General features: G+C 42.4%; 27 protein-coding genes. 1 reads left to right on the top strand and 26 read right to left on the bottom strand.

The window, feature by feature from the left end; all coding sequences use genetic code 11:
* Positions 1 to 5 precede the first annotated feature (5 nt).
* From NSB25_RS06665 to NSB25_RS06790, 26 genes are all read right to left on the bottom strand, one after another.
* Entirely contained in the window at positions 6 to 1,631 is a 1,626-nt protein-coding gene (locus NSB25_RS06665; protein ID WP_103238544.1) for an asparagine synthase-related protein, read from the bottom strand.
* 33 nt (positions 1,632 to 1,664) lie between these two features.
* Positions 1,665 to 2,993, bottom strand: a complete 1,329-nt coding sequence (locus NSB25_RS06670; RefSeq protein ID WP_103238543.1) for a nucleotide sugar dehydrogenase — start codon at positions 2,991 to 2,993, stop codon at positions 1,665 to 1,667.
* Between the two features lie 96 nt (positions 2,994 to 3,089).
* A complete protein-coding gene (locus NSB25_RS06675; RefSeq protein ID WP_103238542.1) occupies positions 3,090 to 4,214 on the bottom strand; it encodes a DegT/DnrJ/EryC1/StrS family aminotransferase in 1,125 nt (374 codons plus the stop codon).
* A 69-nt stretch (positions 4,215 to 4,283) separates the two neighbouring features.
* Positions 4,284 to 5,180 (bottom strand): LbetaH domain-containing protein, encoded by an 897-nt coding sequence (locus tag NSB25_RS06680; RefSeq protein WP_103238541.1) that lies wholly within the window; start codon positions 5,178 to 5,180, stop codon positions 4,284 to 4,286.
* A gap of 33 nt (positions 5,181 to 5,213) precedes the next feature.
* Positions 5,214 to 5,795, bottom strand: a complete 582-nt coding sequence (locus tag NSB25_RS06685) for an acyltransferase (protein WP_103238540.1) — start codon at positions 5,793 to 5,795, stop codon at positions 5,214 to 5,216.
* Positions 5,795 to 6,880 (bottom strand): Gfo/Idh/MocA family protein, encoded by a 1,086-nt coding sequence (locus tag NSB25_RS06690; RefSeq protein ID WP_330406050.1) that lies wholly within the window; start codon positions 6,878 to 6,880, stop codon positions 5,795 to 5,797. The genes NSB25_RS06685 and NSB25_RS06690 overlap by 1 nt, the downstream gene beginning before the upstream one ends.
* A gap of 8 nt (positions 6,881 to 6,888) precedes the next feature.
* Positions 6,889 to 7,965 (bottom strand): non-hydrolyzing UDP-N-acetylglucosamine 2-epimerase, encoded by a 1,077-nt coding sequence (gene wecB / locus NSB25_RS06695; protein WP_103238539.1) that lies wholly within the window; start codon positions 7,963 to 7,965, stop codon positions 6,889 to 6,891.
* A 5-nt stretch (positions 7,966 to 7,970) separates the two neighbouring features.
* The gene (locus NSB25_RS06700; protein ID WP_103238538.1) at positions 7,971 to 9,311 is read right to left on the bottom strand and encodes a hypothetical protein; all 1,341 of its coding nucleotides are present in this window, start codon (positions 9,309 to 9,311) and stop codon (positions 7,971 to 7,973) included.
* A 2-nt stretch (positions 9,312 to 9,313) separates the two neighbouring features.
* The gene (locus NSB25_RS06705; RefSeq protein WP_103238537.1) at positions 9,314 to 10,429 is read right to left on the bottom strand and encodes a glycosyltransferase; all 1,116 of its coding nucleotides are present in this window, start codon (positions 10,427 to 10,429) and stop codon (positions 9,314 to 9,316) included.
* Positions 10,422 to 11,345 carry a GNAT family N-acetyltransferase gene (locus tag NSB25_RS06710; protein WP_103238536.1) on the bottom strand — a complete coding sequence of 308 codons (924 nt, stop codon included), beginning with the start codon at positions 11,343 to 11,345 and terminating at the stop codon, positions 10,422 to 10,424. Before NSB25_RS06710 ends, NSB25_RS06705 begins: the two co-directional genes overlap by 8 nt.
* Positions 11,346 to 11,358: 13 nt before the next feature.
* Positions 11,359 to 12,453, bottom strand: a complete 1,095-nt coding sequence (locus tag NSB25_RS06715) for a DegT/DnrJ/EryC1/StrS family aminotransferase (protein WP_103238535.1) — start codon at positions 12,451 to 12,453, stop codon at positions 11,359 to 11,361.
* A 15-nt stretch (positions 12,454 to 12,468) separates the two neighbouring features.
* Entirely contained in the window at positions 12,469 to 13,719 is a 1,251-nt protein-coding gene (locus NSB25_RS06720) for a glycosyltransferase family 4 protein (RefSeq protein ID WP_103238534.1), read from the bottom strand.
* Positions 13,720 to 13,735: 16 nt separating this feature from the next.
* Positions 13,736 to 14,131, bottom strand: a complete 396-nt coding sequence (locus NSB25_RS06725) for a MaoC family dehydratase (RefSeq protein WP_103238533.1) — start codon at positions 14,129 to 14,131, stop codon at positions 13,736 to 13,738.
* A 2-nt stretch (positions 14,132 to 14,133) separates the two neighbouring features.
* On the bottom strand, positions 14,134 to 14,913 hold the full coding sequence (locus NSB25_RS06730; RefSeq protein ID WP_146039985.1) for a GNAT family N-acetyltransferase: 780 nt from the start codon (positions 14,911 to 14,913) through the stop codon (positions 14,134 to 14,136).
* Positions 14,914 to 14,973: 60 nt separating this feature from the next.
* Positions 14,974 to 15,597: a sugar transferase gene (locus NSB25_RS06735; protein WP_103238531.1), complete on the bottom strand. Its 624-nt coding sequence runs from the start codon at positions 15,595 to 15,597 to the stop codon at positions 14,974 to 14,976.
* Positions 15,598 to 15,600: 3 nt separating this feature from the next.
* Entirely contained in the window at positions 15,601 to 16,860 is a 1,260-nt protein-coding gene (locus NSB25_RS06740; RefSeq protein ID WP_257479236.1) for a DegT/DnrJ/EryC1/StrS family aminotransferase, read from the bottom strand.
* Positions 16,861 to 17,252: 392 nt separating this feature from the next.
* Positions 17,253 to 17,795: an antiterminator LoaP gene (gene loaP, locus NSB25_RS06745; protein ID WP_103238530.1), complete on the bottom strand. Its 543-nt coding sequence runs from the start codon at positions 17,793 to 17,795 to the stop codon at positions 17,253 to 17,255.
* Positions 17,796 to 17,993: 198 nt separating this feature from the next.
* Positions 17,994 to 18,854, bottom strand: coding sequence for a recombinase family protein (locus NSB25_RS06750; protein WP_103238529.1), 861 nt, complete (start codon positions 18,852 to 18,854; stop codon positions 17,994 to 17,996).
* A gap of 77 nt (positions 18,855 to 18,931) precedes the next feature.
* Positions 18,932 to 19,477 carry a hypothetical protein gene (locus tag NSB25_RS06755; protein ID WP_103238528.1) on the bottom strand — a complete coding sequence of 182 codons (546 nt, stop codon included), beginning with the start codon at positions 19,475 to 19,477 and terminating at the stop codon, positions 18,932 to 18,934.
* The gene (locus NSB25_RS06760) at positions 19,456 to 19,824 is read right to left on the bottom strand and encodes a hypothetical protein (protein WP_146039984.1); all 369 of its coding nucleotides are present in this window, start codon (positions 19,822 to 19,824) and stop codon (positions 19,456 to 19,458) included. The genes NSB25_RS06755 and NSB25_RS06760 overlap by 22 nt, the downstream gene beginning before the upstream one ends.
* A 62-nt stretch (positions 19,825 to 19,886) precedes the next feature.
* Positions 19,887 to 20,321, bottom strand: coding sequence for a plasmid pRiA4b ORF-3 family protein (locus NSB25_RS06765; protein WP_103238526.1), 435 nt, complete (start codon positions 20,319 to 20,321; stop codon positions 19,887 to 19,889).
* Positions 20,322 to 20,516: 195 nt separating this feature from the next.
* Complete coding sequence (locus tag NSB25_RS06770; protein WP_242982322.1) at positions 20,517 to 21,170, bottom strand: recombinase family protein; 654 nt, start codon at positions 21,168 to 21,170, stop codon at positions 20,517 to 20,519.
* A 112-nt stretch (positions 21,171 to 21,282) separates the two neighbouring features.
* Entirely contained in the window at positions 21,283 to 21,837 is a 555-nt protein-coding gene (locus tag NSB25_RS06775; RefSeq protein ID WP_242982321.1) for an HdeD family acid-resistance protein, read from the bottom strand.
* A gap of 109 nt (positions 21,838 to 21,946) precedes the next feature.
* Positions 21,947 to 23,761: an ATP-dependent zinc metalloprotease FtsH gene (ftsH, locus tag NSB25_RS06780; protein WP_103238525.1), complete on the bottom strand. Its 1,815-nt coding sequence runs from the start codon at positions 23,759 to 23,761 to the stop codon at positions 21,947 to 21,949.
* Positions 23,762 to 23,805: 44 nt separating this feature from the next.
* Positions 23,806 to 24,582: a sulfite exporter TauE/SafE family protein gene (locus NSB25_RS06785; RefSeq protein ID WP_103238524.1), complete on the bottom strand. Its 777-nt coding sequence runs from the start codon at positions 24,580 to 24,582 to the stop codon at positions 23,806 to 23,808.
* Between the two features lies 1 nt (position 24,583).
* Positions 24,584 to 25,024, bottom strand: coding sequence for a MarR family winged helix-turn-helix transcriptional regulator (locus NSB25_RS06790; protein ID WP_103238523.1), 441 nt, complete (start codon positions 25,022 to 25,024; stop codon positions 24,584 to 24,586).
* Between the two features lie 326 nt (positions 25,025 to 25,350).
* On the opposite strand from NSB25_RS06790, the gene NSB25_RS06795 reads away from it, so the two are divergent.
* Complete coding sequence (locus NSB25_RS06795) at positions 25,351 to 26,217, top strand: Uma2 family endonuclease (RefSeq protein ID WP_103238522.1); 867 nt, start codon at positions 25,351 to 25,353, stop codon at positions 26,215 to 26,217.
* Positions 26,218 to 26,276: the final 59 nt, after the last annotated feature.

The raw sequence follows: 26,276 nt of genomic DNA on the forward strand, positions 1-26,276 counted from the left end.
TTATTCTATTTCAAATATCTTTTAATATCTCTATACCAGGTCTTACCGTACCTTTTTTCCATCATAAATATTGTAAGCAGTAAAATAATACCCGCACGATCTGCTTTTATTGCTTTCTTCTGAGATATGGCTTTATACAGCGCAACCTCAAACACTGCAAAATTGTTCACATCCGTATTTCTTTTAAGCGGAATGCCTAAGGGATATGCAATTCTGACAAGAATTCCTCCGCAGATTCGCTTCATTTTATCTAAGAACGGTGTCGGCGCGCTTAAGTTTAAATGTTTTTTTGTTCCAACACCGTATTTCCTGCCAAGGTGTTCTGTAATATACTTTTCATACAGGTATTGTCCTATTCTGAGCTTTGGGGACAAACTATACCAATACGTCAGCATATCATGGTCCCAGCATGGCAAGAGCCATTCATAGCCAAAATAACCATGGACAGCATTCATATTTAAGTAACAATGTGTATGAAATCCTGATGTCTCAATGCAATCCAACGCGCTTACAAAGCTTTCATAGTCTTTCACAGATATGCCCATTCCCTGAAGAAATTTCAATATGTCGCTTTTATATTTTCTCTCAGCCTCTTCAGTGATGCTGAATTTTACAAAGCGCTGCCGGACATTATATTCCGCTGCTCCTTCGTTGGAAAATCCAAATTGTTCGGCCCTCTTACTATCCGGGATATAAAACCCTGTAGGCATATCATTGCACAGGCCGGTAATAAATACCGCATTGTCAGGAAGCATTCCCGTTTCCTTGAGTCTATTTACGGCATAATAATTCTGAAGATATGTAATATAATCAGGTCTGTTTGAATAATCAAGATACCCGTCCTCATGTATAAGCTCTCTTATCTCACTGTCGTTGTACTGGACATTATACCACTTATACCCCAGTGCATTCGCAACCTTTCTGGATTGTTCTACTTCAAAAGACCCTTCCCTTCCATACGTATAACAGATAACGTCATCCACACCATTATCTTTTAAGGAACATGCCACATAGCGGGAATCATACCCACCGCTTAATGATATTACAACAGTCCTTCCCTCTGCAGCTGCAATTATCCTTTTCATCATTGCCTGTGTTCTTTCATCTAATTCCTGTATTGCGGTTTCCTCACTGCGGTCAGAAACATTTCCTGCATGCACATAATATGAGGTTTCAATGGCTGAATTATTTTTAATCCTGCATACGGAACCTATCTGTATCTGTTTAATACGTTTGTATACAGTATTGTTATACCCTACATAGGAAGTGGCATAAAGTTCAAATGCGCGTAAAGAATCAAGTTCATCATAATTGTTGTCACTCTTTATAATCGCGTCCACATCATCGGCTACCACTTTCAAATCATCTGTGTAATACAATGGAATAGACCCGGCGACATCACTGGCAAGCCATATTTCACTTCCATGCTCTATAATGATTGCAAATACACCATAAATTTTTTGTAAGTACTTCCTGAACTTTTCAAAGGAATCAATATTGTATAATTGCTCAATGGCTTCCTCCGATCTCCATACTTCTCCATTTTCCGCCTGAAGATAACCTTTAAAATAGATTCCCTTCTTATTCGTCCACTTATATCCTCTATTTTTATTGCAAATAATCTCCGCCATAGGTTGCTCCTCCCATTCAAGTCTCAGAAACTTTTATAACCTCCAGAATCGCATACCGGATGCCTTCAATTCATCCATACGATACAGAGATTTCACATCTATAAGAACTTTATCCTCATCAGCCTGCTCACTCTTAAAGAGCTCTTTCAGCTGCATCATTGACATAGAGCGGTATTCGCTATGTCCGACAGCCACAATGACACAATCTGCTTTCGGAATATCTTCCCACGCAACCAAATTTACACCATATTCCTGTTTTGCCACTTCGGGATCCGCCCATGAATCGGTTACAACAGGATTGATTTCATACTCCTTCAAACGGTTTATAATATCTACAACTTTACTGTTACGCGTATCCGGACAGTTTTCTTTGAATGTCAGCCCCATAATCAATACTGTCGCTTTTTTAGGAGCCAGTCCTGCCTCAATCATTTCCTTGATGGCTGCATCTGCTACAAAAGCACCGATACTGTCATTTACCTTACGGCCATTCAAAATGATCTGACTATGGTAACCCAGCTTTTCGGCCGCATTTGTAAGATAATAGGGATCTATGCCTATACAGTGCCCGCCGACAAGACCTGGTTTAAACCCCAACGCATTCCATTTTGTATTCATTCCTGCCAGTACTTCATCTGTATCAATACGCATTCGATCACATATCATTGCAATCTCATTCATAAAAGCTATATTGATGTCTCTCTGACTGTTTTCTACAACTTTTACTGCTTCAGCTGTTTTTATGTTGGACACCATAAAAGTTCCCGCCTTAATAACGATGTCATATACCTTTTTTATCTCCCCGGCAGATTCTTCATCCATACCCGAAACAACTTTTACAATATTGGGAAGTCGATGTATGTAGTCACCCGGATTGATTCTTTCAGGGCTATAGCCAATCTTCCAGTCTACCCCACACTTAAGTCCGGATTCCTTCTCAATAATGGGTACGCAAATATTTTCCGTAACCCCCGGATACACAGTCGACTCAAAAACCACAATAGTTCCCGGTGCGAGATTTTGTCCAACTGTACGTGATGCTCCCTCAACCGGCTTCAGGTCAGGCGTTGTATCATCATTCACAGGTGTGGGTACTGCCACTATGATAAATTTCGCTTCTTTTAGGCGATCCGGGTCTGATGTAAAATCTACAGTTGTGTCCTTAATAGCCTTCCCAACTTCATTGGTCGCATCAATGCCACTGGCATATTCCTTCACACGCTTTTCGTTTATATCAAAACCAATCACTTTTATATGTTTGGCAAATTCCACCGCAATTGGCATCCCGACATATCCCAAGCCAACAAGGGCCAATTTCTCTTTTCCGGAAATCAGCCCCTGATAGATGTTATTAAATTCCATTTTCTTCTCTGCTCCTTTTCTACATTTATAGAGATTTGATCTTCCACCAGCATCTTTTATAGAGTTTTAGCCGTCAACAACAATATCTATAAAATGCTACTCCTCCAACAGCACCTTACAGATCCGGTCAACTTCCTCCTCCATCAGGTATGGGTGCATCGGAAGACTAAGACAGCGTTTCGTCGCCTCAACAGTATTCGGATACAGGGAATCATCCAGCCCCATCCATTTATAAGCTTCCTGCTGATGTAATCCACGAGGATAATAAATCATGGATGGTATATCTGCTGTTTTAAGCTTAGCCTGCATCTCGTCACGCTCCTGCCTATTATCAAACAATACTGTGTACTGTGCCCAAGAGGAAAGAAATCCCGGAAGGACCGTCGGTGTAACAAATTTACATCTCAATCGCTTAGAATACCAATCCGCCACACGATTAACGTCACTAATCTCATGACTTACAAAAGCATCAAACTTTGGCAAAATAATTGCCGCCTGAAGAGTATCAAGACGGCTGTTTATACCAATTTCTCGATTATCATACTTATCAGCCGGGCTTTTACCCTGAGCGCGAAGAGATCTTAATCTCGCATCTTCTTCCTCGGAATCAGTGAAAATTGCCCCACCATCGCCATAGCAGCCTAAAGGCTTTGCCGGGAAGAAAGACGTGGTAGACATATCCCCAAAAGAGCATGCCAGCTTACCTCTTATATTTCCCCCAAACCCCTGGGCGCCATCTTCCAACACCTTGAGATTATATTTTTCTGCAATTGGAAGAATTCTGTCATAGTCTGCCGGCTGCCCGAAAAGATCTACCGGAACGACTACCTTCGGGGTAAGCTTTCCTTCGGAAATTACTCTTTTTATTTGCTCTTCCAGGGACTCCGGACTCATATTAAAGGTAGTGATATCAATATCTACCAGTACCGGTATTGCTCCAAGAACAGAACTTGTTCCTGCGGATGCAAAATAAGTAAAATCCGATGTGAACACTGCATCACCAGGGCCAATATCCCATGCCATGAGTGCAAGCTGAAGCGCATCCGTGCCGTTGCCGCATGCCACACAATGCTTCCTGCCTACGTATTCTGCCAGTTTGTTTTCCAGCTCTGTTACGGGTTTCCCCAGAATAAAGGCAGAACTGTCAATGACTGCCTGAATTCCTGCATCAATTTCCGGCTTTAATGCCCTGTACTGTGCTTTTAAGTCTCTGAATTGCATCAAATTACCTCCCGGTTATAGAAGCTTATCTATTTTATTTTTCTGCTGCTTTCACAAATAAATGTATTATTACTTCTTTTCAAATACTTTAGCCGGATTTCCTGCAACTATTATACCCGCGTCAACAGATTTTGTAACAGTTGACCCCATGCCAATAATAGCCTTCTCACCGACATTGATACGATTTCGAAGCACCGCATTAATGCCCACATAAGAATGTTCCCCCAGGCTATCAAACCCGCCAATGATTCCACCCGCTGTAATTTCAACATTTTTCTGCAGAAAAACATCATGTCCCAAATGTACAAGTGCATCAATCTTTACATAATCTTCTATCACGGTATCGCCACCGGAACCACAGGATATATTATCATGAGTCCCAACTTCTACATTATTTCCGATGATGACCCTGCCAAGTGTTGGAATCCTGAGTTTATTGCCAGCTTCATCTTCAGCCATTGTAAATCCGTTTGCACCAATAACCGCATTTTCATTGGCCAGAAAGTTATTACCAATTGTGCTGTGACGAACAATCGTTCCTGCAAGTATCTTTGCATTCTCACCAATCTGAACATCCGGCCCGATAACACAGCCGGGCTCAATGTATGCGTCGTCAGGGATATTGACATCCTCGCTGACATAATAGCCTCCTGCAGTTAATGTATATCGCAATGCCTTTTCTTCTGTAAAGCGCTCCTCTGCAAACTGAACAGCAAACCTTGCATAGGCAAGTTGAGGCTTTTCAGAAAAATGGAACGCATGCTTCTCTGCCAGAAAACTCGGAATTTTTGTTTGATGTTCTGCAAAAATCAGGCATTTGTCCACGTTTTCCAGTTTCGCTAGCAGGTGCTCCACCTTTTTACTTATAAACATCGCCGTGTTTGATTTGGGTGCACCTATGTAAGATATTCCCACAATGTCAAAGGATTTGCCTTCAACAATTCGCCCAACATTGATTTTCATCATGCAGCCCTCCTTTCAGAGAGCAGATGAAAAATACTATTTAAGCACTGCCCCCCCCCGAGCTGTTACAGAATGCTTAAGACACTCATAGCTTTTACCGCAATCCGGGCAAATCATGTCTTCATTTAATACTTGTCCACACTTGCAGACCCAACCGATTCGTTTTGCCGGAACACCTGCCATCAATGCATGAGGCTCCACATTTTTTGTTACCACTGCCCCAGCGGCTATGGTTGCATATTCACCAATCTCATGCCCACACACAATGGTACAGTTAGCCCCGAGTGTAGCATCATGCCTGACAATGGTTTTTTTGTAACCTTCATGCCCCTTCGGATAGCGTGCCCTTGGAGTAAGATCATTTGTAAAAACCATTGATGGTCCGCAGAAAACATAATCCTCAAGTTCAACGCCTTCATAGAGTGATACATTGTTTTGTACCCTGACTCCATTCCCAATCCTTACATTATTTGAGATATTCACATTCTGCCCAAAAGAACAGTTATTTCCAATCTTTGCCCCTGACTGAATATGACTAAAATGCCAGATTTTAGTGTCTTCTCCAATCTCAACATCCTCATCAACAATGCTGGTCGGGTGAATATAAATCTTACCCATCACAATACTCCCTCTCCAAATCTGCCGACAAAGTCTAACGTGGAACAGAATTCAAGCGGTAATTTCACAGGCCTGTGCTCAGCAGCAGATTTATAGATTGCTAATACCAACTCCAATGCTTTTTTTCCATCTTCACCGGTAACATAAGGATCTCTATGATTTCGTATAGCATCAATCACATCGGCATAGAGCGGCGTGTGACCAAATCCGTAAACATTTGGCGGATTTTCTGCATAAGTAGCTTTTACATGTTCCGGATCGTCTAATCCGTCAGCAAAGCTCCACTCCTCGATAATATTGTCACTCGTCCCTGCTGCTTTCGCTGTCCCCTTTTCTCCAAAGATATAAAGTGTCTCTTCCAAGTTCTTCGGGTAGATATTGGTAGTCCCTTCGATAAGGCCATAAGATCCATTCTTAAACTTCACGATTGCCATGCCAATGTCTTCTGCTTCAAGATAAGGATGCTGAAGCTGATCTGTATATGCCATAACCTCTTCCACCTCATCCCCCATCATCCAACGAAGCAGATCTATATTATGAATACACTGGTTCATTAAGCATCCTCCATCCTGAGCCCAGGTGCCGCGCCAGGGAGCCTGCTCGTAGTAGTCCCTGCCACGATTCCAGCGAATATGTGCAGCGCCATGAGAAAGGCGCCCAAAACGTCCCGCTTCAAGAGCTTTGCGTATGTATTGGATTGATTTATTAAACCGGTTTTGATGGTTGGCACAAACGATCACACCAGCTTCATGGCCCGCATTGATGATCGCATCTGCATCTGCAATTGATAATGCAATAGGTTTTTCGATAATTACATTGCAGCCAGCAGCAATGCAATCTATTGCTATAGCAGCATGTTTACCGGACTCCGTGGCAATCGCTACAAGTTCAGGCTTTTCAATCGCCAACATTTCCCTGTAATCAGTATACTTTTTAACATGTTCCAATCCGAATTTCTCAGATTTCTTTTCCATCACTTCCGATAAAATGTCACACATAGCCACAAAGTCAAGCTTGTTATTCTTTGCGGCCTCAATATGATTGGGGCTTATGCGACCGCATCCTATAAGTGCATATTTCATCATTTATTTCCTCAGCTTTTCATATAATTTTCCAGTGCACTAACTATCTTTTCTGCTGAATGCCCATCTCCAAATGGCAAGTAGTTTTCATCTATCTTTTGAATGTGACTAAGCTTTTCTACGATTTCTTCAGCGACAGGACGACTCAATTCATTCCGATTATCAACCATTGTTTCAGGCCAAGCCACAAAATTCAAAATAGTAATACATTTTTTGCCAGCATAAAACGCTTCCCTCTGCAAACCACCTGAATCAGTCACAATCTTCTTAGCATTCTTCACTAAACATGCACTTTCTAAATATCCAACTGGCTCTGTAAGTACCATCTTTGTGAACTTATATTTTTCTTGTAAACTTATGGCTCTTTTTTTATTTCTTGGATGTACCGGATAAATAGTTGACGCATCTAACATTTCCATAGCCTTAAATATTTCCAGCAGGTCTTCATCATTAGTGTTTTCTTCTCGATGACAAGTCAAATAGTAGAATTCATTCGGAATTTTTATAGTACCTCCTTGAAGAAGTACTAATTCGATCTCCTCTGGCTTCAACTTATTACTATACTCTATAAAAGCATCATACATAGGATCACCTACAAGCAAGCCTTTATCTTGTAGTCCTTCTTTTGACATCTCATCATATCCGCTTCTTGTTGATGCCAAAAGCAGACTTGATACATGATCTGTGCAAATCCGGTTTATTTCTTCCGGATTCGTCATACTATGGACCCTTGCCCCAGCCTCCACATGGCATATAGGGATATGTAGTTTTACAGATGCAAGAGCTGCCGCTAATGTTGAGTTAGTATCACCATAAATCAATAACCAATCCGGTTTTTCTTTGATCAAAACTTCTTCTATTGCAATCATCATTTTGCCAGTCATCTGGGCATGTGTTCCGCCGGATACCCCAAGATTATAATCTGGGTCAGGAATATTCAATTCGGAAAAAAATCTCTCTGACATGTTATAATCAAAATGTTGTCCAGTATGTACAAGCACTTCCTGGTGTTTTTTCCTCAACACATGTGATACCACCGCTGCTTTAATAAACTGTGGTCTGGCACCAACTACAGTTACTATTTTCATATGATTTATCCTTTCACACTATTATCACCAGAATCTTTCAAGTCTGTCCGCTCTCTATCAATTAACAGAACAATAATTGTTGCAACTAACCAACCTCCCGTTAACAAACTTGGAAGGAAAAACATATTAGATAGCGTTATTGCACAATATACTCCCAAAGTTAATATAAGATATTCATTTATTCCCTGTGAGCATCTATCAAACAATCTAAAGAATAAAACAAGAATAACAGGCATGATTATTATCCCTATGTATCCCATATTTGTTATCGCATCTGATATAAGTCCATTATTTGCCTCTGAACTATAGTCCCCACTATACAATCCACTTATCATATAATTTATATTCTCATAAGGACTGGTCGCACCAAACCATCTCAAAAAACTGGACCTGAAAAAATCAGGTTCGTGAGTTGTAAAAAAATCATAAAATTGACTTCCTATATGAACAGGTAAAAACTCCATTCTAAAAAATATTAAATATACCAGCCACTTTGTATTTATTATCACCATTTCCAAGATTGCTCCGATTGATGCCAGGTTAAATCCAAAAGTCAGCAAATTTAGTGAGTTTTTGTATAGGTTCAATTTATATAAAAAAAATATAAAGATATCCAACACAAGGATGAACATGGATGACTTCATCCCATCAATACCAAAACTTAAAACTTGATTAATAAAATAAACTAAAGCCCTGATTTTTTTTCCCCTAATTAGAGAAAGACAAAAAAATATAGAATTGATAATTCTTGTCCATCCAAACATATATCTCAATAAAGTAGGAAGATTGAAGTTTGCTGCATCACTTCTCAGCTCATATACATTAAGTATACTTAGATTAATTCTAAATCCTGTATATTTCCATGAAATAAGTAGCACTAATGCTAAAGAAGCAAATCCAAATATGTTAATAAATTTTTCTCCTATTTTTTGATTACCAATTACAAAATGAGGTAACTCTCTAATTCCTGTCTTAAACTTAAATGAAAAGAAAAATATCAAAATAAACCAATAAATATTATTGGAAATTGCGTATTTATAATCATACATTCCGTTAGATATTAATACAGAAAAAGGTGTATAAATCAACAAGAATAGCGTGAATATAACCGTTTTTGAAAATGAAACTGCTTTATTGTCCTCAACTGTAATTAACCGCACAGCGTATATCAAAAATACTATCCAACTAATAATATTGACTATGAAATTTTTATTTGTTACAAAGCCTGAATATCTGTATGTAGGTGCCACACCATTAATATAAACAATGTCTAATAATATTCTATACACACAAAAAAATAATATTTGCTTGCTTTTTACACTAATTCCAAGTATTCGAACATGCATTTTTACTCACCTACATATGTTAACTTTCCATATAACAAGTATAAGTCAGTCTCTTCCACACCCCAATTGTATTCCTTAATAACCAACTCTCTTCCCCGTCTTCCCATTTCTATAGCTTCTTTCCTGTTATTCACAAAATATCGGATAGCATCTCGGATCTGATCAATATTATTAGGATTAACACAAATCCCACACTTATTCCCTTCAACTATAGGCTTCCACAGTTCAAAATCGGTACATAGTACTGGCAACCCCGCCATCATTTCCTCAAAAATTTTAGTATTACCCAAAGTTCCCTGATATCCCATTGAATTAAGATGTGGTTGCATCAATGCAACACCAATGAAACTATTCTCTAACTCCATTGCTACTTGTTCATGTGGAATTTTCCCAATATAATTTACCTTTTCCCATCCTGCGAGATTTTTTAATTCTTTTAAGTATTCTTCTCCAATATTTCCACAAAGCGTGTATTCAATTCCATCTATATCATCTATAGCTTCAATTATATTTCGATGACTCCATAAAGGTGTAATCAGACCTGCAAAAACCAGTCTAAATGAATCTCTGTCTGGTTCTTGATAATTAACCATATCAACAATAGGATAATTGGGGAGAAAAACTGTATTTTTATTGAGCCTTGAAAAATCACTTTTAAGATTTGGTGTAACATAAATCACAGCATCCAATTTATTGCAAACATACTCTTCATATTTTCTGTATACTGAATACAGCATATTTCTAAACAACTTTGGTATATAATACTTTTCTTTTATAGACATGGCCGTATTCTCATGACTATCAAAAATAACCTTTTTTCCTTCCTTCTTCAATTTTAATCCATATGGTAAAAGTTCGGGATCATGAAAGTGATATATATCTGCATCGACTTTGAGTGCAGCTTCATATACACGTTTCGTCATCTTGAACATACGGGCAAATCGGCTGTTTTCCTGTGTTCCAACACCAATAATATGTACTCCATTCTTATCATACGTCTCACCCTGTTCCACCAGATATGTATCATATCCTGCCTTAGCCAGTGATACACATTCTTTTTTGAAAATACGTACATCCTCTGGCGCATGGACACTCGTCATATGGCATACTTTAATCATGACTTTTCCTCACAATCTCATTAAACTCATCATAATCCCTAATATAATCTTCTGTTTTATAAAAATCGGATGCCGCTACACATAAAACAGAATCCTTTTGCAGCCACAACATTTCTCTCCATGTACACTCTTCAATTACCACACCAATGGAAGGATCGGAAAGTTCTATTTCTTCCCTTCCATTTTTGTTTTCCAGGACAAGCTGTATGCGTCCGTATGGACAAAACAAAACCTGCTTTAATTCTTTATGTGCATGAAAACCACGCCTTGTTCCTTCCGGAACTTTAGAAATATAGTAAATCCGTTTTATATCAAAAGGAATCTCATGTGTTGCCTCAAAATAAGAAAGTTCTCCTGCATTGACCGTAGGTATTGTTTTTATGTGTATCACCCTACAGCCAGCAACTTTATCTCTTATATTAATATCATCGCCCCGGAGCACCGAATACCATTTTAAATCAGCACACTCCAAATATCGTTCTAGTGCAACGGCAGGTACATCTTTAACTTCATGAAAGTTGTGTTTATCATAGAAACGAACAGCCCTATGATTCAATCTGCTTACACACCAATATACAGACTCAAGATTGAGTTCTTCAAAAGCCTTTTTTAATATTTCTTCCATTCCAAACCATGCATATCCTCGTCGCATGGCTTCCTCACGAACAACAATTGCAAGCTCCGCTGTTCCATCCGCAATGTGCTTAAGACTGGCTGTGCCCATATACGCGTCTGCATCATCTGTAATAGACAAGTGCAGATTTTTCTCATCATTTAGACTTGACTTTATGAAAGCGACACAGTCATCAAGCGACTTTGAAGCAAAATCAGTATTCAAATCTTTTACTACATCTTTATCATGCATCCATTCAAGCATCAGAGGAGCATCCTTCAGTTCAAGCCTTCTTAACCGCATATTACTTCACTCCTCAAAACTCGTTGAGCGCATTAATTACATAATGAACTTCTTCATCCGTCATGCCGTAGTACAAAGGAAGGCTCAGTTCAGTAGCGCTTATTTCCTCAGCAATCGGAAGTGAACCAACAGGTATATTCAGATTTCTATAGCATTCTTGCAAATGCATCGGAATAGGGTAATGTTTGTTGGTAATAATGCCCTTATCATTCAGATGTTTTTCAAGAGTATCCCGTTCGTTACATCTGATTCCATAAATATGCCATACAGGGATACACTCAGGATTCACATAAGGAGTTACAACTCTTGAATTCTTAATGCCTTCTGTATACATCTTTGCAATCCGTCTGCGTTCAACATTCATACGTTCCAAATGTGGAAGTTTCACTTTTAAAAAAGCTGCCTGAAGTTCATCTAAACGGCTGTTATTTCCTTTATAGATATGATGATACTTATAGTCTGATCCGTAATTGCCTAGAGCACGAATCTTATCAGCCAGTTCCTTATTATTTGTCACAACTGCACCGGCGTCTCCAAGGGCACCAAGATTCTTGCCTGGATAGAAGCTAAATCCCGCGGCATCTCCAAATGTACCAACCTTTTGTCCCTTATAGGTTGCACCATGAGCCTGAGCGCAGTCTTCAACAACATACAAGTTATGTTTCCTTGCCACGTCCATAATCGGATCCATATCGCAGGCTTGTCCATAAAGATGCACTGGCATAACGACTTTAGTATGATCATTCACCGCTGCTTCAATCAGTTCTGGGTTTATATTGAAAGTTTTGATGTCCGGCTCAACAAATACCGGTGTCGCACCCACATAGGTAACGGCCAGTGCTGTCGCAATATAAGTATTGGATGGAACAATGACCTCATCACCCACACCAATCTCCATTGCCTTCAGTGCAAGCATAAGTGCATCAAGACCATTGCCAACGCCAATACAACATTTAACTCCACAATACTCTGCGAACGCCTTTTCAAATGCTTCATCCTCAACGCCTTCGATATACCAGGAGCGTGTGAACACTCGTTCAAATGCACTTTTAAGATCATCATTTAATTCCTTCTCCATTGGTAGAAACGACACAAATGGGATTTTCATATTATTATTGCCTCTTCATTTCTTATTACTTTTTACCGCTTTTATTTTCTTCCTGCTACTTACATACTTAAAGACTTCTTCAAGCTTATCAACCAAAATCGGCTGGTCATACATTTCGGCTGTTTTTCTTGCCCGTTTTCCCATCTCTGCTAATTCTGCTGTGTTTGTTTTGTATACTTTTTCAATAGCATCCGCCAGTGCTTGCGCACTCTGGTCCTCAGCCACTACACCGCAGTTGTAACGTTCAATCAGGTTATAGCCGAATTTGGCATTGCAAATAACAGGTTTCCCACTGGCAAGATAATCAAAAAGTTTACTTTGACTTCCTCCATATTTCATAAGCGGAACATGTTTATACGTAAGTATGTTTGCTTTTGCGTGTGATAATATAAACGGTATTCTTTCTTTCTCTATACGTCCATAGAAATGGACATTATCTATACTATTGTCAATCACATTTTTTTTCAGCATCTTCAGTTCGTCCCCGTTTCCGTAAATCTGGAACTTAACATCCTTGTATCCTCTTTCCTTTATAATTCTTGCTGCATCACAAATCTGTCGCACCTGATTTGCCTGCCTTATAGAGCCACAGTACACTATATTAAATTCATCCAGATTCCATCCAAGATCAAATGATATTCCTTCCAGTTCTCTGTCTTTTTGTAAAATATCACAGCCCATGTTAATATGAAAAATCTTAGAAAAGTCTATTTTATTTGCGTACTTTCGTTCCTTCACATAATTGATGCCACCTTCCATAGAAAAGAGAAGCGCATCTGATTTAATATAAGCTTTCTTTTCAAGGTGATATAGATATTTTATGAGAAGATTATTGGGCGAAAAATCAGCATACTCTATAATACTTTGAGGCCAAAGATCAGCAATATCTGTAATAATAGGTGTATCCCTGTATTTTCTTCTCATAAATGGATAAATATATGCACCGGCACTTATAATAATATCTGCACTTTCTTTTTTTCCATAGATAATAGAAAAGCAGAAACTTAATAAATTCAGCATCCTTTTAATTCCGTTTCCAGAATACTTAAGCGCTCTTTTATATTTATACAGAATACCGTCAACAGTTGCTTTTTTCTGCCCTAACTGTTCAATCATATCTATTTTCGTATTATGAATTGTACTGGCCGAGATAACAGTGACCTTATATCCTCTTTTCACAAGCTCCTTTGCCCAATTATGATGTCTGAGCATTGTGTTATATGGGGGTTGCTGACCATAATGATTCACAATTAAAATGTTTTTCATAAACATTCCTCCGCTCTTAAGGTGCTTTTACCACAGCCCACCCGGTAATTACCAGTTCACTCACCTGATTCGTCACATCGGTGCGCAATTTAATTATATTTTTTTGTTCGTTAAGAATTTCAAGGATTTCTACTACAGCCGTAATCGTATCGCCAATCTTCACGGGCTGCAAAAATTTACAGTTTTGCTCCAAGTATATAGTTCCTGGGCCAGGAAGCTTCATTCCGATGACATTCGAAATAAATCCTGCCACCAAAATGCCATGTGCAATCCTTTCACCAAAAATATTGTTATATGGTTCTTTATTTATATGGACAGGATTCATGTCCCCTGTAATTCCAGCAAACAAATATATATCGCTTTCTGATATTGTCTTGGAAAATGTTTCTTTTTTTCCTATTTTATAATCCATATCTATTTCTCCAAATACTTCTGTACTGTATAAAAGCTATCAAATACATTAAATCCCAATCTTACCCATGCCTTTTGTACGGCAAGAGTCTCTATTTGCGTTCCAACCATTACACCATTCAAAGTCCCATATTTTTCTAACAGCCATGATACGCCTTCATGAATCATACTTGTATAAATCCCCAGTCCTCTGCAGGAATCAGATACTGCTGATAATACGAGTCGCCCAACCGGGTTCCCCTGATGAACCTTTCCTGTAGTAAATCCAACCGGCTGTCCCTGATACTCAGCCACTATAACTTTATCAGCAAATCCATAAAATGAATTCTCTATCCAATGTTCATAATATTTATCGCATAATGAATTATCTAAATTTTTATCTGAATGGAACCTGTCTGCAGAGAATGAGACTTTTGCAATATGCTTCAGTATTTCCAAATCTTTCTGACAGGCATCCCTTAACATACATTTGTGATCAATGGAAGGAAGCTCTGCACGATTAAAATCAAAGTAATACTCTATCAGAGTGTCCACAAAAATGAACCCACTTTGTAATGCTATGTTAAAGCTTTCTTTGTCATTAGAAGGGATTTTTATTGTTAAATGTTGAAACTTCTCATTTACTGCTTCCTTTTGAATTCCATCCATGACTTCAAATGTCAACTTTTTATCCTTCGAATAATCTACATTCCCCATCTTCAGATTAAAAATTTCACTGTTAAATTTATCTATTATTATATTCATCAGAAATCCTTTCTTTTCTATGCTCGCTTTTTCGAACACATGGATAATCTCATATGATTTTTGTATTTCTCCAACTCACCAGAGATGTTTCTATTTTGTTCAGTTCTGCTTCTTCTCCACTATCTTCTTACCAGTTTCATCTCGATAAACACCTTTACGGAGAAGAACTGTTTGAATCGTCTTAAAAAAAATCTTTACATCCATACCAAAAGTAAGGTGTTCGGCATAGTAGACATCTTCCCTGAAACGATCATGCAAATCAATTAAATTTCTATGATAGGCCTGACTATACCCTGTTATTCCCGGAAGAACTGACAGCTTTTTTTCCTCGCCTGGTTGATAAACAGATAATGCATCAGGCAAATCTGGTCTGGGCCCTATTAAAGCCATATCACCTTTTAATATATTCAATAGTTGTGGAATCTCATCAAGTGATGTTTTCCGCAATATTTTTCCAACCTTTGTCACACGGGGATCGCTGTCGCCATTATATGTGCTGCCGTCCTCATTTCGAAGATCCGGTGCATTTACCTTCATAGAACGAAATTTAAACATTTTATATATTTCCCCGTTACGTCCAAGTCTGGGCGCATTATAAAACACAGGCCCCTTATCCTCGAGCACTATAATTGGCGCAACTATCAAGAAAATAACAGCAAATATCGGTAGACCGACTATAGAAAATAACAGTCCGATTAAACGTTTAATGTATTTCCTATACATTTTTTATATCCTCATTTCCTTTATTACCCTTCGAAATACCCTGCAAACATAGTTCACGTCTTCATCAGACAATCTCGTATGAAGCGGCAACGTAATCAGATTCGCATAATAGTCATAGGCATTCGGAAAATCCCTGATATCCCATCCCATTTCCCTGTAAGCCGTCATCATAGGCAGAGGCTTATAATGCACATTTGTATTCACTCCACACTCAGCCAGCCTGATAATAATCTCCCTCCGGAGCTCATCACTCGCCCCCGGAATCCTTGCCAGATACAGATGTCCGGAAGACGTGCTGTTTTCTGTGTAATGAATCAGATGCTTTACCCCCAGTTCATCGCACATTGCATCGTACTTTCCGATGATCTCCTTCCTTCTCTTCAGAAGCTCCGGATAGCGGTCCAGCTGACGCAGGCCCATAGCCGCCATGATATCTGTCATATTACACTTATACCAGGGACCAATAATATCATACTCCCACCCGCCAATCTGTGTTTTCGCCAGAGCATCTTTGCTTTGTCCGTGAAGACTGTACAGCTGGTAAGAATGATAGATTTCTTCATTCTCAATTCCCGGAATGTCTTTCCAGGTCGATGCCCCGCCTTCCGCAGTAGTAAAGTTCTTCACAGCATGGAAAGAGAAATCTGTGAAATCAGCAAATTCTCCTGCCATCTTTCCATCTTTTTCAGCGCCAAGAGCATGGGCCGCATCTGAGAAAATCAGAATGCGGCCTTTCGCGGTCTGGATTCTTCTGCCTAAGTCGGTATTCCCGCCAGGCACAAAGCTGTCCTTCTTTGCTTCTGCAATCTTATACAGTTTGTCATAATCAGCTATAATACCGCCAAGATCCACGGCGACAATAGCCTTAGTCTTACCTGTGATTGCCTCAGCAACCCTGTCATAATCCATCTCTGTGGAATCCTTCCGGCTATCCACAAATATCACCTTTGCCCCGCAGTGAATGGCTGCTGATGCCGTTGCAGTATAGGTATAAGCCGGTACAATTACTTCATCCCCCTCACCGATTCCGCAGATTCGAAAGTTCAATTCCTCAGCTGCCGTTGCAGAATTCAGGCATACAACCTTTGAAGTATGACAGTACTCAGCCAGTCTCTTCTCCAATTCTTTGGTTCTCGGTCCGGTGGTAAGCCATCCGGACTTCATAGCCTCTATTACTTCATTTATCTCTAAATCAGTGATATCAGGCGGGCTAAATGGAATAACCCGCTTTGCTGTCATGTTCAAATTCTCAGCACCAGACATTTCTTCCCTCATATTACATCCCGTCAAGCAAATTCTGTTTCTTAAATCAAATAATCGCGGCCCACAACTGTATCAGCGACTTCCCATTGCGGGCCTGCGTATAATAAAAAAGACATGGCTTCGCCACTCCGACGCATGATTCCATGCCCCGGCTGTGTCAAAGCCAGTCTGTCCGTTGCCCTCCTGCACAGCGCCTGACGCGTCAGATGCATTCGACAATTTCCTGTATTACATTTCCTTTTTTATCAAATGTCTTTTATGATATATCTCTTATGAAATATCCTTTATGAAACGCCCACTCTTTACGTTTCCACGCTCATATGGGATTCTTCTATTTCCCAAAGCTTTTACCGGTCAGCTCCTGCCTGCAAATGCAGGACCCTCTCCTCGCCTTATGCCTCCGCCGCACGGATCTCCTGAATCTCCTCCGTCCCCTGCCTGGACACTACCCCCAGGCCCAGCGTCACTTCCACGGTCCGCCCCAGCAGCGGAATCTCCATCACCACCAGCCTCTTGTGACGAAGTATCTTTTTCACTTTTCCATTGAAATCCTTCAGAGCCCCTTCTGTGACAATCAGGGTGTCCCCTTCGATATAGCCTTCCGAATATCTGGCAATATGCGCGTCCCCGCACAACCGCCGGAGCCTCTCTTCTTCCTCCGGGTGAATAGGCGACATTTTCTCGCCGCTTTTCAACACTCTGGTCATGGCAGGAATCTCTTTCAGGCGCATTTGAAAATCTTCAATTCGATCCGTCTCTACAAAAAGGTAGCCCGGAAAGAGCCTGGACATCACCAGCGTCCGCTCTCCACGGACTTTTGTCATTCGCTCCACAAGGGGGATAAAAATGTCCTCCCCTTCCTCCAGTATTCTCTCACGGCATTTTTCACAGATATCCGTCTCCATACCTGTATAGACCTGCATTACATACCACATCTGCCGCCTGTCACCTCTTTTCGGACCTGTACCTTACCGGCTTCCGGTCTCACCTGTTTTTCCCATTTCCGGAATTTATCCGCTTTTATTTTCATAGATTTCCATTTGCATTTCCTTCGGTTTTTACCGTTTCCGGCTTTCCTTCCTGTCTCTATTTATTCCTGCTTTCAATTGTGCTGCTTTCACGCATTTCTGCTCTTATCCATCTCCATGCTTTCCTATTCCTGTCTCTGCATATTTCTGATTCCCAGCCTGTCCCGCTCCTGCCTTCACCCACTTCCGGAAGGTCCCCGCATCCACCCCCAGGATATCGGCTGCGCTTCTGGCGGAAAGCTCTCCTCTGTCCCATCGCAGCCGGATACTTTCGAATTCCCGGGGAATCTCCTTCGGCTTCCTCCCCAGCGGGATTCCCTTCTGTCTCGCCCTGGCTATCCCTTCCGCCTGCCTGCGTCTTTTATACTGTCTCGACTGGTCAAAATGCTGCATCACGCCCAGTGTAATCCGGGCCACCACTTTCCCCAGTTCCTCTTCCTCTATTCCTGTATTTGATAATGGCAGCTCCAGCACTATGATGCCTGCCTTCTTCCCAATCGTGATATAACGCCAGCGGTCCATCAGCTCATAGCAGTCATTTCCCAGCACATCAAGGCTTGTTATGACCAGGGTATCATTTTCCTTTAACACCTTCAGCATTGCCTGGTAAGCCGTTTCTGCTCCTTTGTCATTCTGTTTCTCTCCGGATATCTCCCTGACTCCATCCGCTTCAGAAGCTGTTGATGGATATTCGCTCACAGCACCCATCCCGCATGTCTGTCCTTCTGCAGAAACAATCCCCGCTTCCGCCGTCTCTGATACAACTACCTGCCGCTTTACAGTTTCGCAGTCCCGCCGGTCTTCTGTGAAAGCGTCTGCTGTCTGTGTCTTCGCAGACCCACTATTTGACTGCTCCACGAACACATTTTCCGGCATCACCCCGTAATCCCACAGACTGAGTATCTGTCTCTCGGTATCCTGGCTATCCACAGATGCCCTCACATATCCATAGAGCTCACCCTTCACAGCCTTTCACACCTCCTGCCCTTTTCCAAAGCATGCCGCATTCTGTTTCCCTTTTTATTGCTGCTGTCTACCCAAAGTTACTGCAACTGTGCCACACTTTCCTGCCCCTGCCCGGCTGTCTGACCTGCTATCTCAATCCCCAGGTACAGCACCTGCCGTTCTCCCATGAACTCGGCCTCCACTTCCGCAATCCTTTTGTGAAGGTCCATTTTTCTTACCAGATGGCTCACCTTCCTGAGGGGTCCGGAGAGACAGCAAATTCTGCCGTCCTCTTCCACTCTGACTTCTGACAGCCCGATTTCTCCTGCCTCGTCTATAAGAAGTTCCAGGAATTCTGATTCCTCTGCTTTCACGGTAGTGACAAAAGCCTCTGTATCAAAAAGAAGCTCAGGTCCGGACGTTCTCTTTAATTCCCGCCCCACCTCTTCCGGCCGGTCCGTATCTATGATCACATATCCCGGCAGCAGCGCTTCCCGCACTGTCCTCCACTGTCCGCCGTACTTTTTTCTGCGGCTTCGGGTCAGATGAAAGCATCTCGCATTTACATCTTTCGAAAGCAGGCCGGATACAAAGGCTTCTGTCCTTGCCTCGTGTCCATCCTTCACATGCACCGCGCACCACATGGCAGCCACCTCCATTTTACCTTTCCCGCCGGTTCAGCCAGGTCCCCGCACTTGATTCCGATCGCTACAAAGCCTGCAAAATCAGGCTTTTCCTGAACGCAGGTGTAAAAAATTGTATACTTTTTTTCATAAAGACTCTTGCAAATGGATATGATGTATGTTATAGTAAAGCCTAGCTTGCGAAAGCTTATTTTTGTCGCTTTTGCACAAAAAGTTGACTGCTGTTTTTCTTTTGAAATTATTTTTGAACGATATTCAGAAAAAAGAATGCTGTGCAGAAAAGTATACCTTTCTGCACAGCCTGTTATGTTAATGTATGGAAAAATCGTTTTCTGCTCAGATATCAAACTTTTGCACCTGTGTACGAAAAACTTTTCACAGAAGCCTTCTGAGAACATCCGAAAGCTGTTTATTCTTTCTGTTCTTCATAATCCTCTTCCTCTTCATCCCATTCAGAATACTGTTCTATTGAACCTTTTTCTTTAATCACAGTCGGAGCAATCCTTTCTGATGTCTCTGTTATTTTCTGAACTATAATCGTGAACATCCAGTCATCTCCGAAATCATAATGGAGAGAAAATTTCTGTTTCATTACCAGACCTATTTTATCCAGCTTTACTCTTGTTGAAGGTTCACCATCTTCCGGGTCCGACTGATAGTTCCAATCGCTATACATTTTATTGTCCATACAGAATTCATACAAATGTTCATCTATAAAATCAAACGCTGACAGAATTGCTCCGCACAAATCGTCCAGTGAATGCTCACCAGACAGTTCAATTACCCGGTAAATCTCTCTTCCCGCTCCGGCAGGAAATACCTTCAATGTATACTTTTTCTTCATTACACAGACTCTCCTGTTCTTCTGCTTTAAAAACTCCCTTTTGGAAAATGCTACAAACGGCACTGTATATCACTTATTACTATATCATTTCTCTTAGATTATTGCAATTTTTCAGTAAAATCCCATATCAAAACCCCGGGCATAACACAGGAATCACTGCTCCAAAGAAACAGTGATTCCGCTGATATAAGGCTCTCAGATACTGCAAATATCCTGATCCGTCTTCCTTGCCTCCACCCACTTCATAAAGGTATGGCTGCTGATTCCCAGCTTTCTGCCGGCGGCACGGGCCGAACAGCTCCCGGCCGTCCACAATCCATAGATCTCCTCGAACTCCGGTGCCACTTCCTTGGGCCTGCGGCCGAACTTTACTCCCCTCTGCCTGGCCGCCTGTATTCCTTCCGCCTGGCGCTGTCGGATATTGATACGCTCTGTCTCCGCCATATACGACATAAGAGTCAGCATCAGCTGCGCAACCACACGCCCCATCAGATCCTTATTCAGATCCCCCAGAAGCGGAATGTCGAGAATGATAATTCCAACCTGCTTTTCCACAGTGATAAAACGCCATTGTTCCAGAATTTCATCAAAGTTACGCCCCAGCCTGTCCAGGCTTTTAATGACCAGCGTATCCCCCTTTTGAAGCCTGCTGACCACCGCCTGGTAGCCTGGTCGATCAAAGTTCTTTCCCGATTGCCGGTCCGAATACACATTTCCATCCAAAATTCCACATTCCTTCATGGCAATTCTCTGGCGGTCTTCATTTTGCTCCTTTGTTGAGACACGGATATATCCGTACATCCTTCCTTCATTCCCGTTCCCCATGCCGACTGCTGTCGTCTCTGTCATAAGGCTTCCTCCTTGTAGTAAAAAAGAATATCCTCTTCATTTTAATGGAAATCGGAATGTGAAAAAAGAGGAAGAATCCCCCTGTGTAAAAATGGACCTGAGAATCTGCCGGCTATCTGAAATCTTTCCTGTCCAATGCCGCCATGATACTGTCAATCCCCAGCAATATCAGGTAAACCGCCACCACATATCCCATAAATCTCATGGTCATAAAAGTCAGCATGGGATTGAAGAACATCAGAATCCCCAGAACCAGTCCCACGATATTGATAATAAGAGCAAAATAATAGAAAAACTTTTGTCCTGCCATACGAATTATGTACACATGGGCCAGTCTGGAAATGCAGTGGGCTATGAACCAGATGGGGAACAGCAACGACAATATCCACTTTCCGGCGTTGGGATAGAGCAAAAGCATACAGCCGCACATTACACTTAAGATACCGGAAATCAGAGATATCAAAGGTGCAAAGCCAGTATATTTTTCCAGTCTGATATAGGTCAGAATGTCATCCACACCTGTAATCAGCGCTATCAGACCATAAATCACCACAATCCCTGTGAGCAGGCTGCCGGGGCGCAGAAAGGTGAATATGCCAAGCAAAATCAGCAATGCCCCCACCGCCAGCTCCATCCATACAAATCCGGAATATTTCTTCATTTCCATGTACCATCCTTTCTCTGAATACCCATATCAACGTGGCAATCTGTCCACTCTCGGATTCCCATGCCGTCTTCTTTTGGCGGATCTAAAAAATTCTTTGTCCTTTTCCATTTCATTTTCTCCCAAGAATCTCCATGAACTCCTCTCCGGTAATTGTCTCTTTCTCGTAGAGGAACACTGCCAGTTCGTCCAGTTTCCCGCGGTTATCCTTCAGAATCTCCTTTGCCTTTTCATGCTGTCGTTTCACCAGCTCCACCACCTGTCTGTCAATATCCTTCTGGGTGTCCGCAGAGCAGACCAGAGAGGTGTCCCCGCCCAGATATTGATTGGTGACAGTTTCCATTGCCACCATGTCGAATTTCTCACTCATGCCATACCGGGTAATCATGGCTCTGGCAAGCTTTGTGGCCTGTTCGATATCATTGGAGGCTCCCGTGGTAATTTCACCGAAAATAATTTCCTCTGCGGCACGTCCGCCGGTGAAGGTAGCAATCTTATTTTCAATTTCCTGTTTGGTCATGAGAACCTTGTCGTTTTGTTCCACTTGCATGGTATATCCCAAAGCACCAGATGTCCGGGGAATGATAGTAATCTTCTGTACCGGGGCAGAGTGACTTTGCATGGCCGCCACCAGGGCATGTCCTATTTCGTGGTAAGCCACTTTTCTTTTATCCCCGTCAGACAGGATGGCATTCTTTTTCTGATATCCGGCAATGACCACTTCTATGCTTTCCTCCAGGTCTGCCTGGCACACCACGGTGCGGTTACTCCGCACAGCCCGAAGGGCTGCTTCATTGACAATGTTGGCCAGCTCCGCCCCGGAAGTACCGGAGGCCATACGGGCTATGGTATGGAAATCCACATCGTCGGCCAGCCTGATTTTCCTGGCATGTACTTTCAGGATAGCCTCCCGTCCTGCCAGATCAGGAAGTTCCACAGGTACTCTCCTGTCGAAGCGCCCGGGCCTGGTGAGGGCAGGATCCAGGGATTCCGGACGGTTGGTAGCCGCCAGGATGATGACACCATTGTTGCCTTCGAAGCCGTCCATCTCCGTGAGCAGCTGATTTAACGTCTGTTCCCGCTCGTCGTTGCCACCGATCTGTCCCTCCCGCTTCTTGCCGATGGCGTCGATTTCGTCGATAAAAACGATACAGGGCGCTTTCTCCTTGGCCTGCCTGAACAGGTCGCGGACCTTGGAGGCACCCATGCCCACGAACATCTCCACGAATTCCGAACCGGACATGGAGAAGAAAGGCACATTTGCCTCCCCGGCCACTGCTTTGGCCAGCATGGTCTTGCCGGTGCCGGGAGGGCCCACCAGCAGAAGTCCCTTGGGCATGGACGCACCCACATCTGTATACTTCTGGGGATTGTGCAGATAATCCACAATTTCCGCCAGACTTTCCTTAGCCTCGTCCTCCCCGGCTACATCATCGAAATGAATGCCTTCCGTGGACTGAACATAGACCTTTGCACTGCTTTTGCCCATACCGAACATCATGGCATTGGGACCGCCGGCCTTCTCTGTCAGCTTCCTGCTCAGGTACTGCCCCAGAAGGATGAAAATCAGCATGGGCAGCACTGCGGACAGGAAGATACTGAGCAATGGAGAGGTGGGGCGCTCGATATCTTTGGCGAAGGTAGCTCCGGCATCATAAAGCCGTTGCGTCAGGGCAGGGTCATACATGATGCCTGTAGTATAAATCTGGGCGTTCTCCTTGTCCGTGAACATGATTTCAGAACTGTCCATCTGGACTCTGCCGATATCTTTTTCCTCCGTCATTTTCATAAAGGTACCATAGTCCACTTCTTTAATCTGTCCCTTCATAAGCAGCGGAGAGACAAACATATTGAAGAGAAAGATAATCAGCATGGCAATTCCATAATAATAGATCAAAGGTTTTCTGGGTGATTTTACTTCTTTCATGAGAAACTCCTTTCGTATCATTTATCTTTTGCAGCTGTTTACTGTCACTTCAGAACTGTAAACAGCATAATTACTATGCCCAATACCACCAGAATGATTCCGGTTGCCCGGTTCAATGTCTTCGGCTCGGCCTTATTGGCGAAAACAGCGGCAACCCGTGCCCACAGGAAGGTGAACAGGACACACAGCCCCCACACTCTCCAGTCCGGCAGACTGCCAATGGCAAAGTGGGAAACAGCCCCTGTAAGAGCGGTAAATGTCATGATAAACACACTTGTCCCCACAGCTGTCTTCAACTCATAACCCAGGACAGTTGTGAGAATCAAAAGCATCATCATACCGCCGCCTGCACCTACAAAACCACAGATAAAACCAATCATCACACCACATATCACAGACTGCAGGGCACGCTTCTTCACAGACATATCTCCCATGGATTCTTTTGTAGTCATAACAGGTCTGACAATAAATTTAATGCCCAGCAGAAAAGTCATGAATACAGAAAAAGTCCCCATGATATTCGGCGATACAAGACTTGCCACATAGCTGCCCACCACGGTGAATGTCAGGACGCTGGCCATCATAATCAGTCCGTTTTTGATATCCAGATTCTTATTTTTCCCGTAAGTATACGCAGATACCGCACTGGCCAGCACATCCGAAGACAATGCAATTCCCACCGCCATATAGGGGTCCATGTCCAAAAAAGTAATCAGCATGGGACTGATTACCGCCGCAGCGCTCATTCCGGCAAAGCCGGTACCCAGACCTGCTCCCATACCGGCAAAAAAAGTAACTATAAGAATTAAAAACCATTCCATATCATTCGCTTCCTTTCAGAATTTGATTCAGATTGTGTTCCATCATTCCCATCACACGGTGAAAATTCTCCCGGGACGCTTCATCCACATCCTGGAAAATATCTTCAAAAAAACTCTTCTGCAGCTCCCTTCCCCGCTCGATGACAGGTCCCGCCTTCTCTGTACAAATCAGAAAAGTCTTGCGTCTGTCCCCGGGAAAATCTCTTCTGTCCAGATACCCGTCCCGCACCAGGCGCTCCACATTGACAGACACCAGATTGGCCTTCAGCCCCCGCAGCTCCACGATGTCCTTAGCCGTATTGTAGTCCGGATTATTGGCCAGGAACATCAATATATCGAAAGCTGTCTGGGGCATTCCCAGTTCCCGACAGATGGGTTTACAGCGAATGCTGTAGGCCTGATAAAAATTATGAGCAAATTCAATGTTGACTCTTTTTAGCATGGATACCTCCTTCTGTATATTTCAAATTTAGATATTTCATATTTGAACTTTTATCCGAACTATACCACCGTATTTAGAAGTCGTCAACAGGAGGACCGGCGATTTTATCTTTATTTTAGTTTCTTTATTTTCAGATCATTTTCTTCTGCGTAAAATGTTTATTACATGTAAACAAAAGATGTCTAAAATATCCTCACGAAACTGATGAAAAATAACCCAAAAAAACATTTAAACGGTTGAAAATCGAGTGAAAAACGGTTGTTTTTTATATATTCTTATGTTAATATGGTAGAAACACCCGTAAAGTGCACCGAAAGGAGCCCGATATGACATTAGAGGAAATGAAACGGTTGAAACAGGAAAAGGGATATACCATGACCCAGTTGTCCCAATACAGTGGAGTTCCGCTGGGAACATTGCAGAAAATTTTTACCGGAGAGACCGCCCATCCCCGTTATGCCACCAGACAGGCCATCGAAAAGGTATTGAGCCCGGGACAGTCACCGGAAAACACAACTCTCCTGACAGAGAATATTCATCTCCCTGTGACTTATTGCTATGATCGGGATTCACAGGAAACTGAACGGGATTGTGTCCGGGAGAAGGCCTTTGTCTATAATGCAGACTATGAGAAGCAACAGGGGAAATATACTGTGGAAGACTACTATGCCTGGCCAAAGGACCAGCGGGTGGAGCTCATCGACGGCAGGATTTATGTGCTGGAGGCGCCGGGCTTCGTACATCAGAGGATTGCAGGCAAAATTCTTTCACGGCTGGATGCCTATATTGAGCAAAACGGCGGCGACTGCATCCCGCTGCTCTCTCCCATCAACGTCCAGCTGGACTGCGACGACAGAACCATGGTGCAGCCGGATCTCATCATCCTGTGTGATAAAAGCAAAGTCAAGCGCTGGGGCGTCATGGGGGCTCCCGATTTTGTCCTGGAAATCCTCTCCCAGACCACCAGGAGAAAGGACTGTACCAAAAAACTGCAGAAATACAGCGATGCCGGCGTCAGAGAATACTGGATTCTCGACCCGGAGAAGAAGCGGCTCCTCACCTATGATTTCATACACGATAACCTGCCCGGCATCTATCCCCTGACCGGCACTGTGCAATTAGCCATTTTTGACGGTCGGCTGAACATTGATTTGGACGAAATCGCCGGGTTCATTCAGGACTGGCCGGAGTGATTCCCGGTCAGTCATCACTTTTTTCAGTCTGTCTGCTGACAATCCCATGTAAAATTACG

Source organism: Acetatifactor muris (assembly GCF_024623325.1).
Lineage (GTDB): Bacteria > Bacillota > Clostridia > Lachnospirales > Lachnospiraceae > Acetatifactor > Acetatifactor muris.

Excerpts from the sequence above, each read along its gene's own strand:
- NSB25_RS06740 (WP_257479236.1), bottom strand. The coding sequence starts at position 16,860 with ATGTCTGGTGCTGAGAATTTGAACATGACAGCAAAGCGGGTTATTCCA.
- NSB25_RS06720 (WP_103238534.1), bottom strand. The coding sequence starts at position 13,719 with ATGAAAAACATTTTAATTGTGAATCATTATGGTCAGCAACCCCCATAT.
- NSB25_RS06705 (WP_103238537.1), bottom strand. The coding sequence starts at position 10,429 with ATGATTAAAGTATGCCATATGACGAGTGTCCATGCGCCAGAGGATGTA.
- NSB25_RS06685 (WP_103238540.1), bottom strand. The coding sequence starts at position 5,795 with ATGGGTAAGATTTATATTCACCCGACCAGCATTGTTGATGAGGATGTT.
- loaP (WP_103238530.1), bottom strand. The coding sequence starts at position 17,795 with ATGTGGTATGTAATGCAGGTCTATACAGGTATGGAGACGGATATCTGT.
- NSB25_RS06675 (WP_103238542.1), bottom strand. The coding sequence starts at position 4,214 with ATGCAATTCAGAGACTTAAAAGCACAGTACAGGGCATTAAAGCCGGAA.
- NSB25_RS06770 (WP_242982322.1), bottom strand. The coding sequence starts at position 21,170 with ATGACAGAGACGACAGCAGTCGGCATGGGGAACGGGAATGAAGGAAGG.
- NSB25_RS06785 (WP_103238524.1), bottom strand. The coding sequence starts at position 24,582 with ATGGAATGGTTTTTAATTCTTATAGTTACTTTTTTTGCCGGTATGGGA.
- NSB25_RS06670 (WP_103238543.1), bottom strand. The coding sequence starts at position 2,993 with ATGGAATTTAATAACATCTATCAGGGGCTGATTTCCGGAAAAGAGAAA.
- NSB25_RS06765 (WP_103238526.1), bottom strand. The coding sequence starts at position 20,321 with ATGAAGAAAAAGTATACATTGAAGGTATTTCCTGCCGGAGCGGGAAGA.
- NSB25_RS06795 (WP_103238522.1), top strand. The coding sequence starts at position 25,351 with ATGACATTAGAGGAAATGAAACGGTTGAAACAGGAAAAGGGATATACC.
- NSB25_RS06755 (WP_103238528.1), bottom strand. The coding sequence starts at position 19,477 with ATGTGGTGCGCGGTGCATGTGAAGGATGGACACGAGGCAAGGACAGAA.
- NSB25_RS06725 (WP_103238533.1), bottom strand. The coding sequence starts at position 14,131 with ATGGATTATAAAATAGGAAAAAAAGAAACATTTTCCAAGACAATATCA.
- NSB25_RS06710 (WP_103238536.1), bottom strand. The coding sequence starts at position 11,345 with ATGCGGTTAAGAAGGCTTGAACTGAAGGATGCTCCTCTGATGCTTGAA.
- NSB25_RS06790 (WP_103238523.1), bottom strand. The coding sequence starts at position 25,024 with ATGCTAAAAAGAGTCAACATTGAATTTGCTCATAATTTTTATCAGGCC.
- NSB25_RS06680 (WP_103238541.1), bottom strand. The coding sequence starts at position 5,180 with ATGATGAAAATCAATGTTGGGCGAATTGTTGAAGGCAAATCCTTTGAC.
- NSB25_RS06735 (WP_103238531.1), bottom strand. The coding sequence starts at position 15,597 with ATGTATAGGAAATACATTAAACGTTTAATCGGACTGTTATTTTCTATA.
- NSB25_RS06665 (WP_103238544.1), bottom strand. The coding sequence starts at position 1,631 with ATGGCGGAGATTATTTGCAATAAAAATAGAGGATATAAGTGGACGAAT.
- NSB25_RS06700 (WP_103238538.1), bottom strand. The coding sequence starts at position 9,311 with ATGCATGTTCGAATACTTGGAATTAGTGTAAAAAGCAAGCAAATATTA.
- NSB25_RS06715 (WP_103238535.1), bottom strand. The coding sequence starts at position 12,453 with ATGAAAATCCCATTTGTGTCGTTTCTACCAATGGAGAAGGAATTAAAT.
- NSB25_RS06775 (WP_242982321.1), bottom strand. The coding sequence starts at position 21,837 with ATGGAAATGAAGAAATATTCCGGATTTGTATGGATGGAGCTGGCGGTG.
- ftsH (WP_103238525.1), bottom strand. The coding sequence starts at position 23,761 with ATGAAAGAAGTAAAATCACCCAGAAAACCTTTGATCTATTATTATGGA.
- NSB25_RS06690 (WP_330406050.1), bottom strand. The coding sequence starts at position 6,880 with ATGATGAAATATGCACTTATAGGATGCGGTCGCATAAGCCCCAATCAT.
- wecB (WP_103238539.1), bottom strand. The coding sequence starts at position 7,965 with ATGAAAATAGTAACTGTAGTTGGTGCCAGACCACAGTTTATTAAAGCA.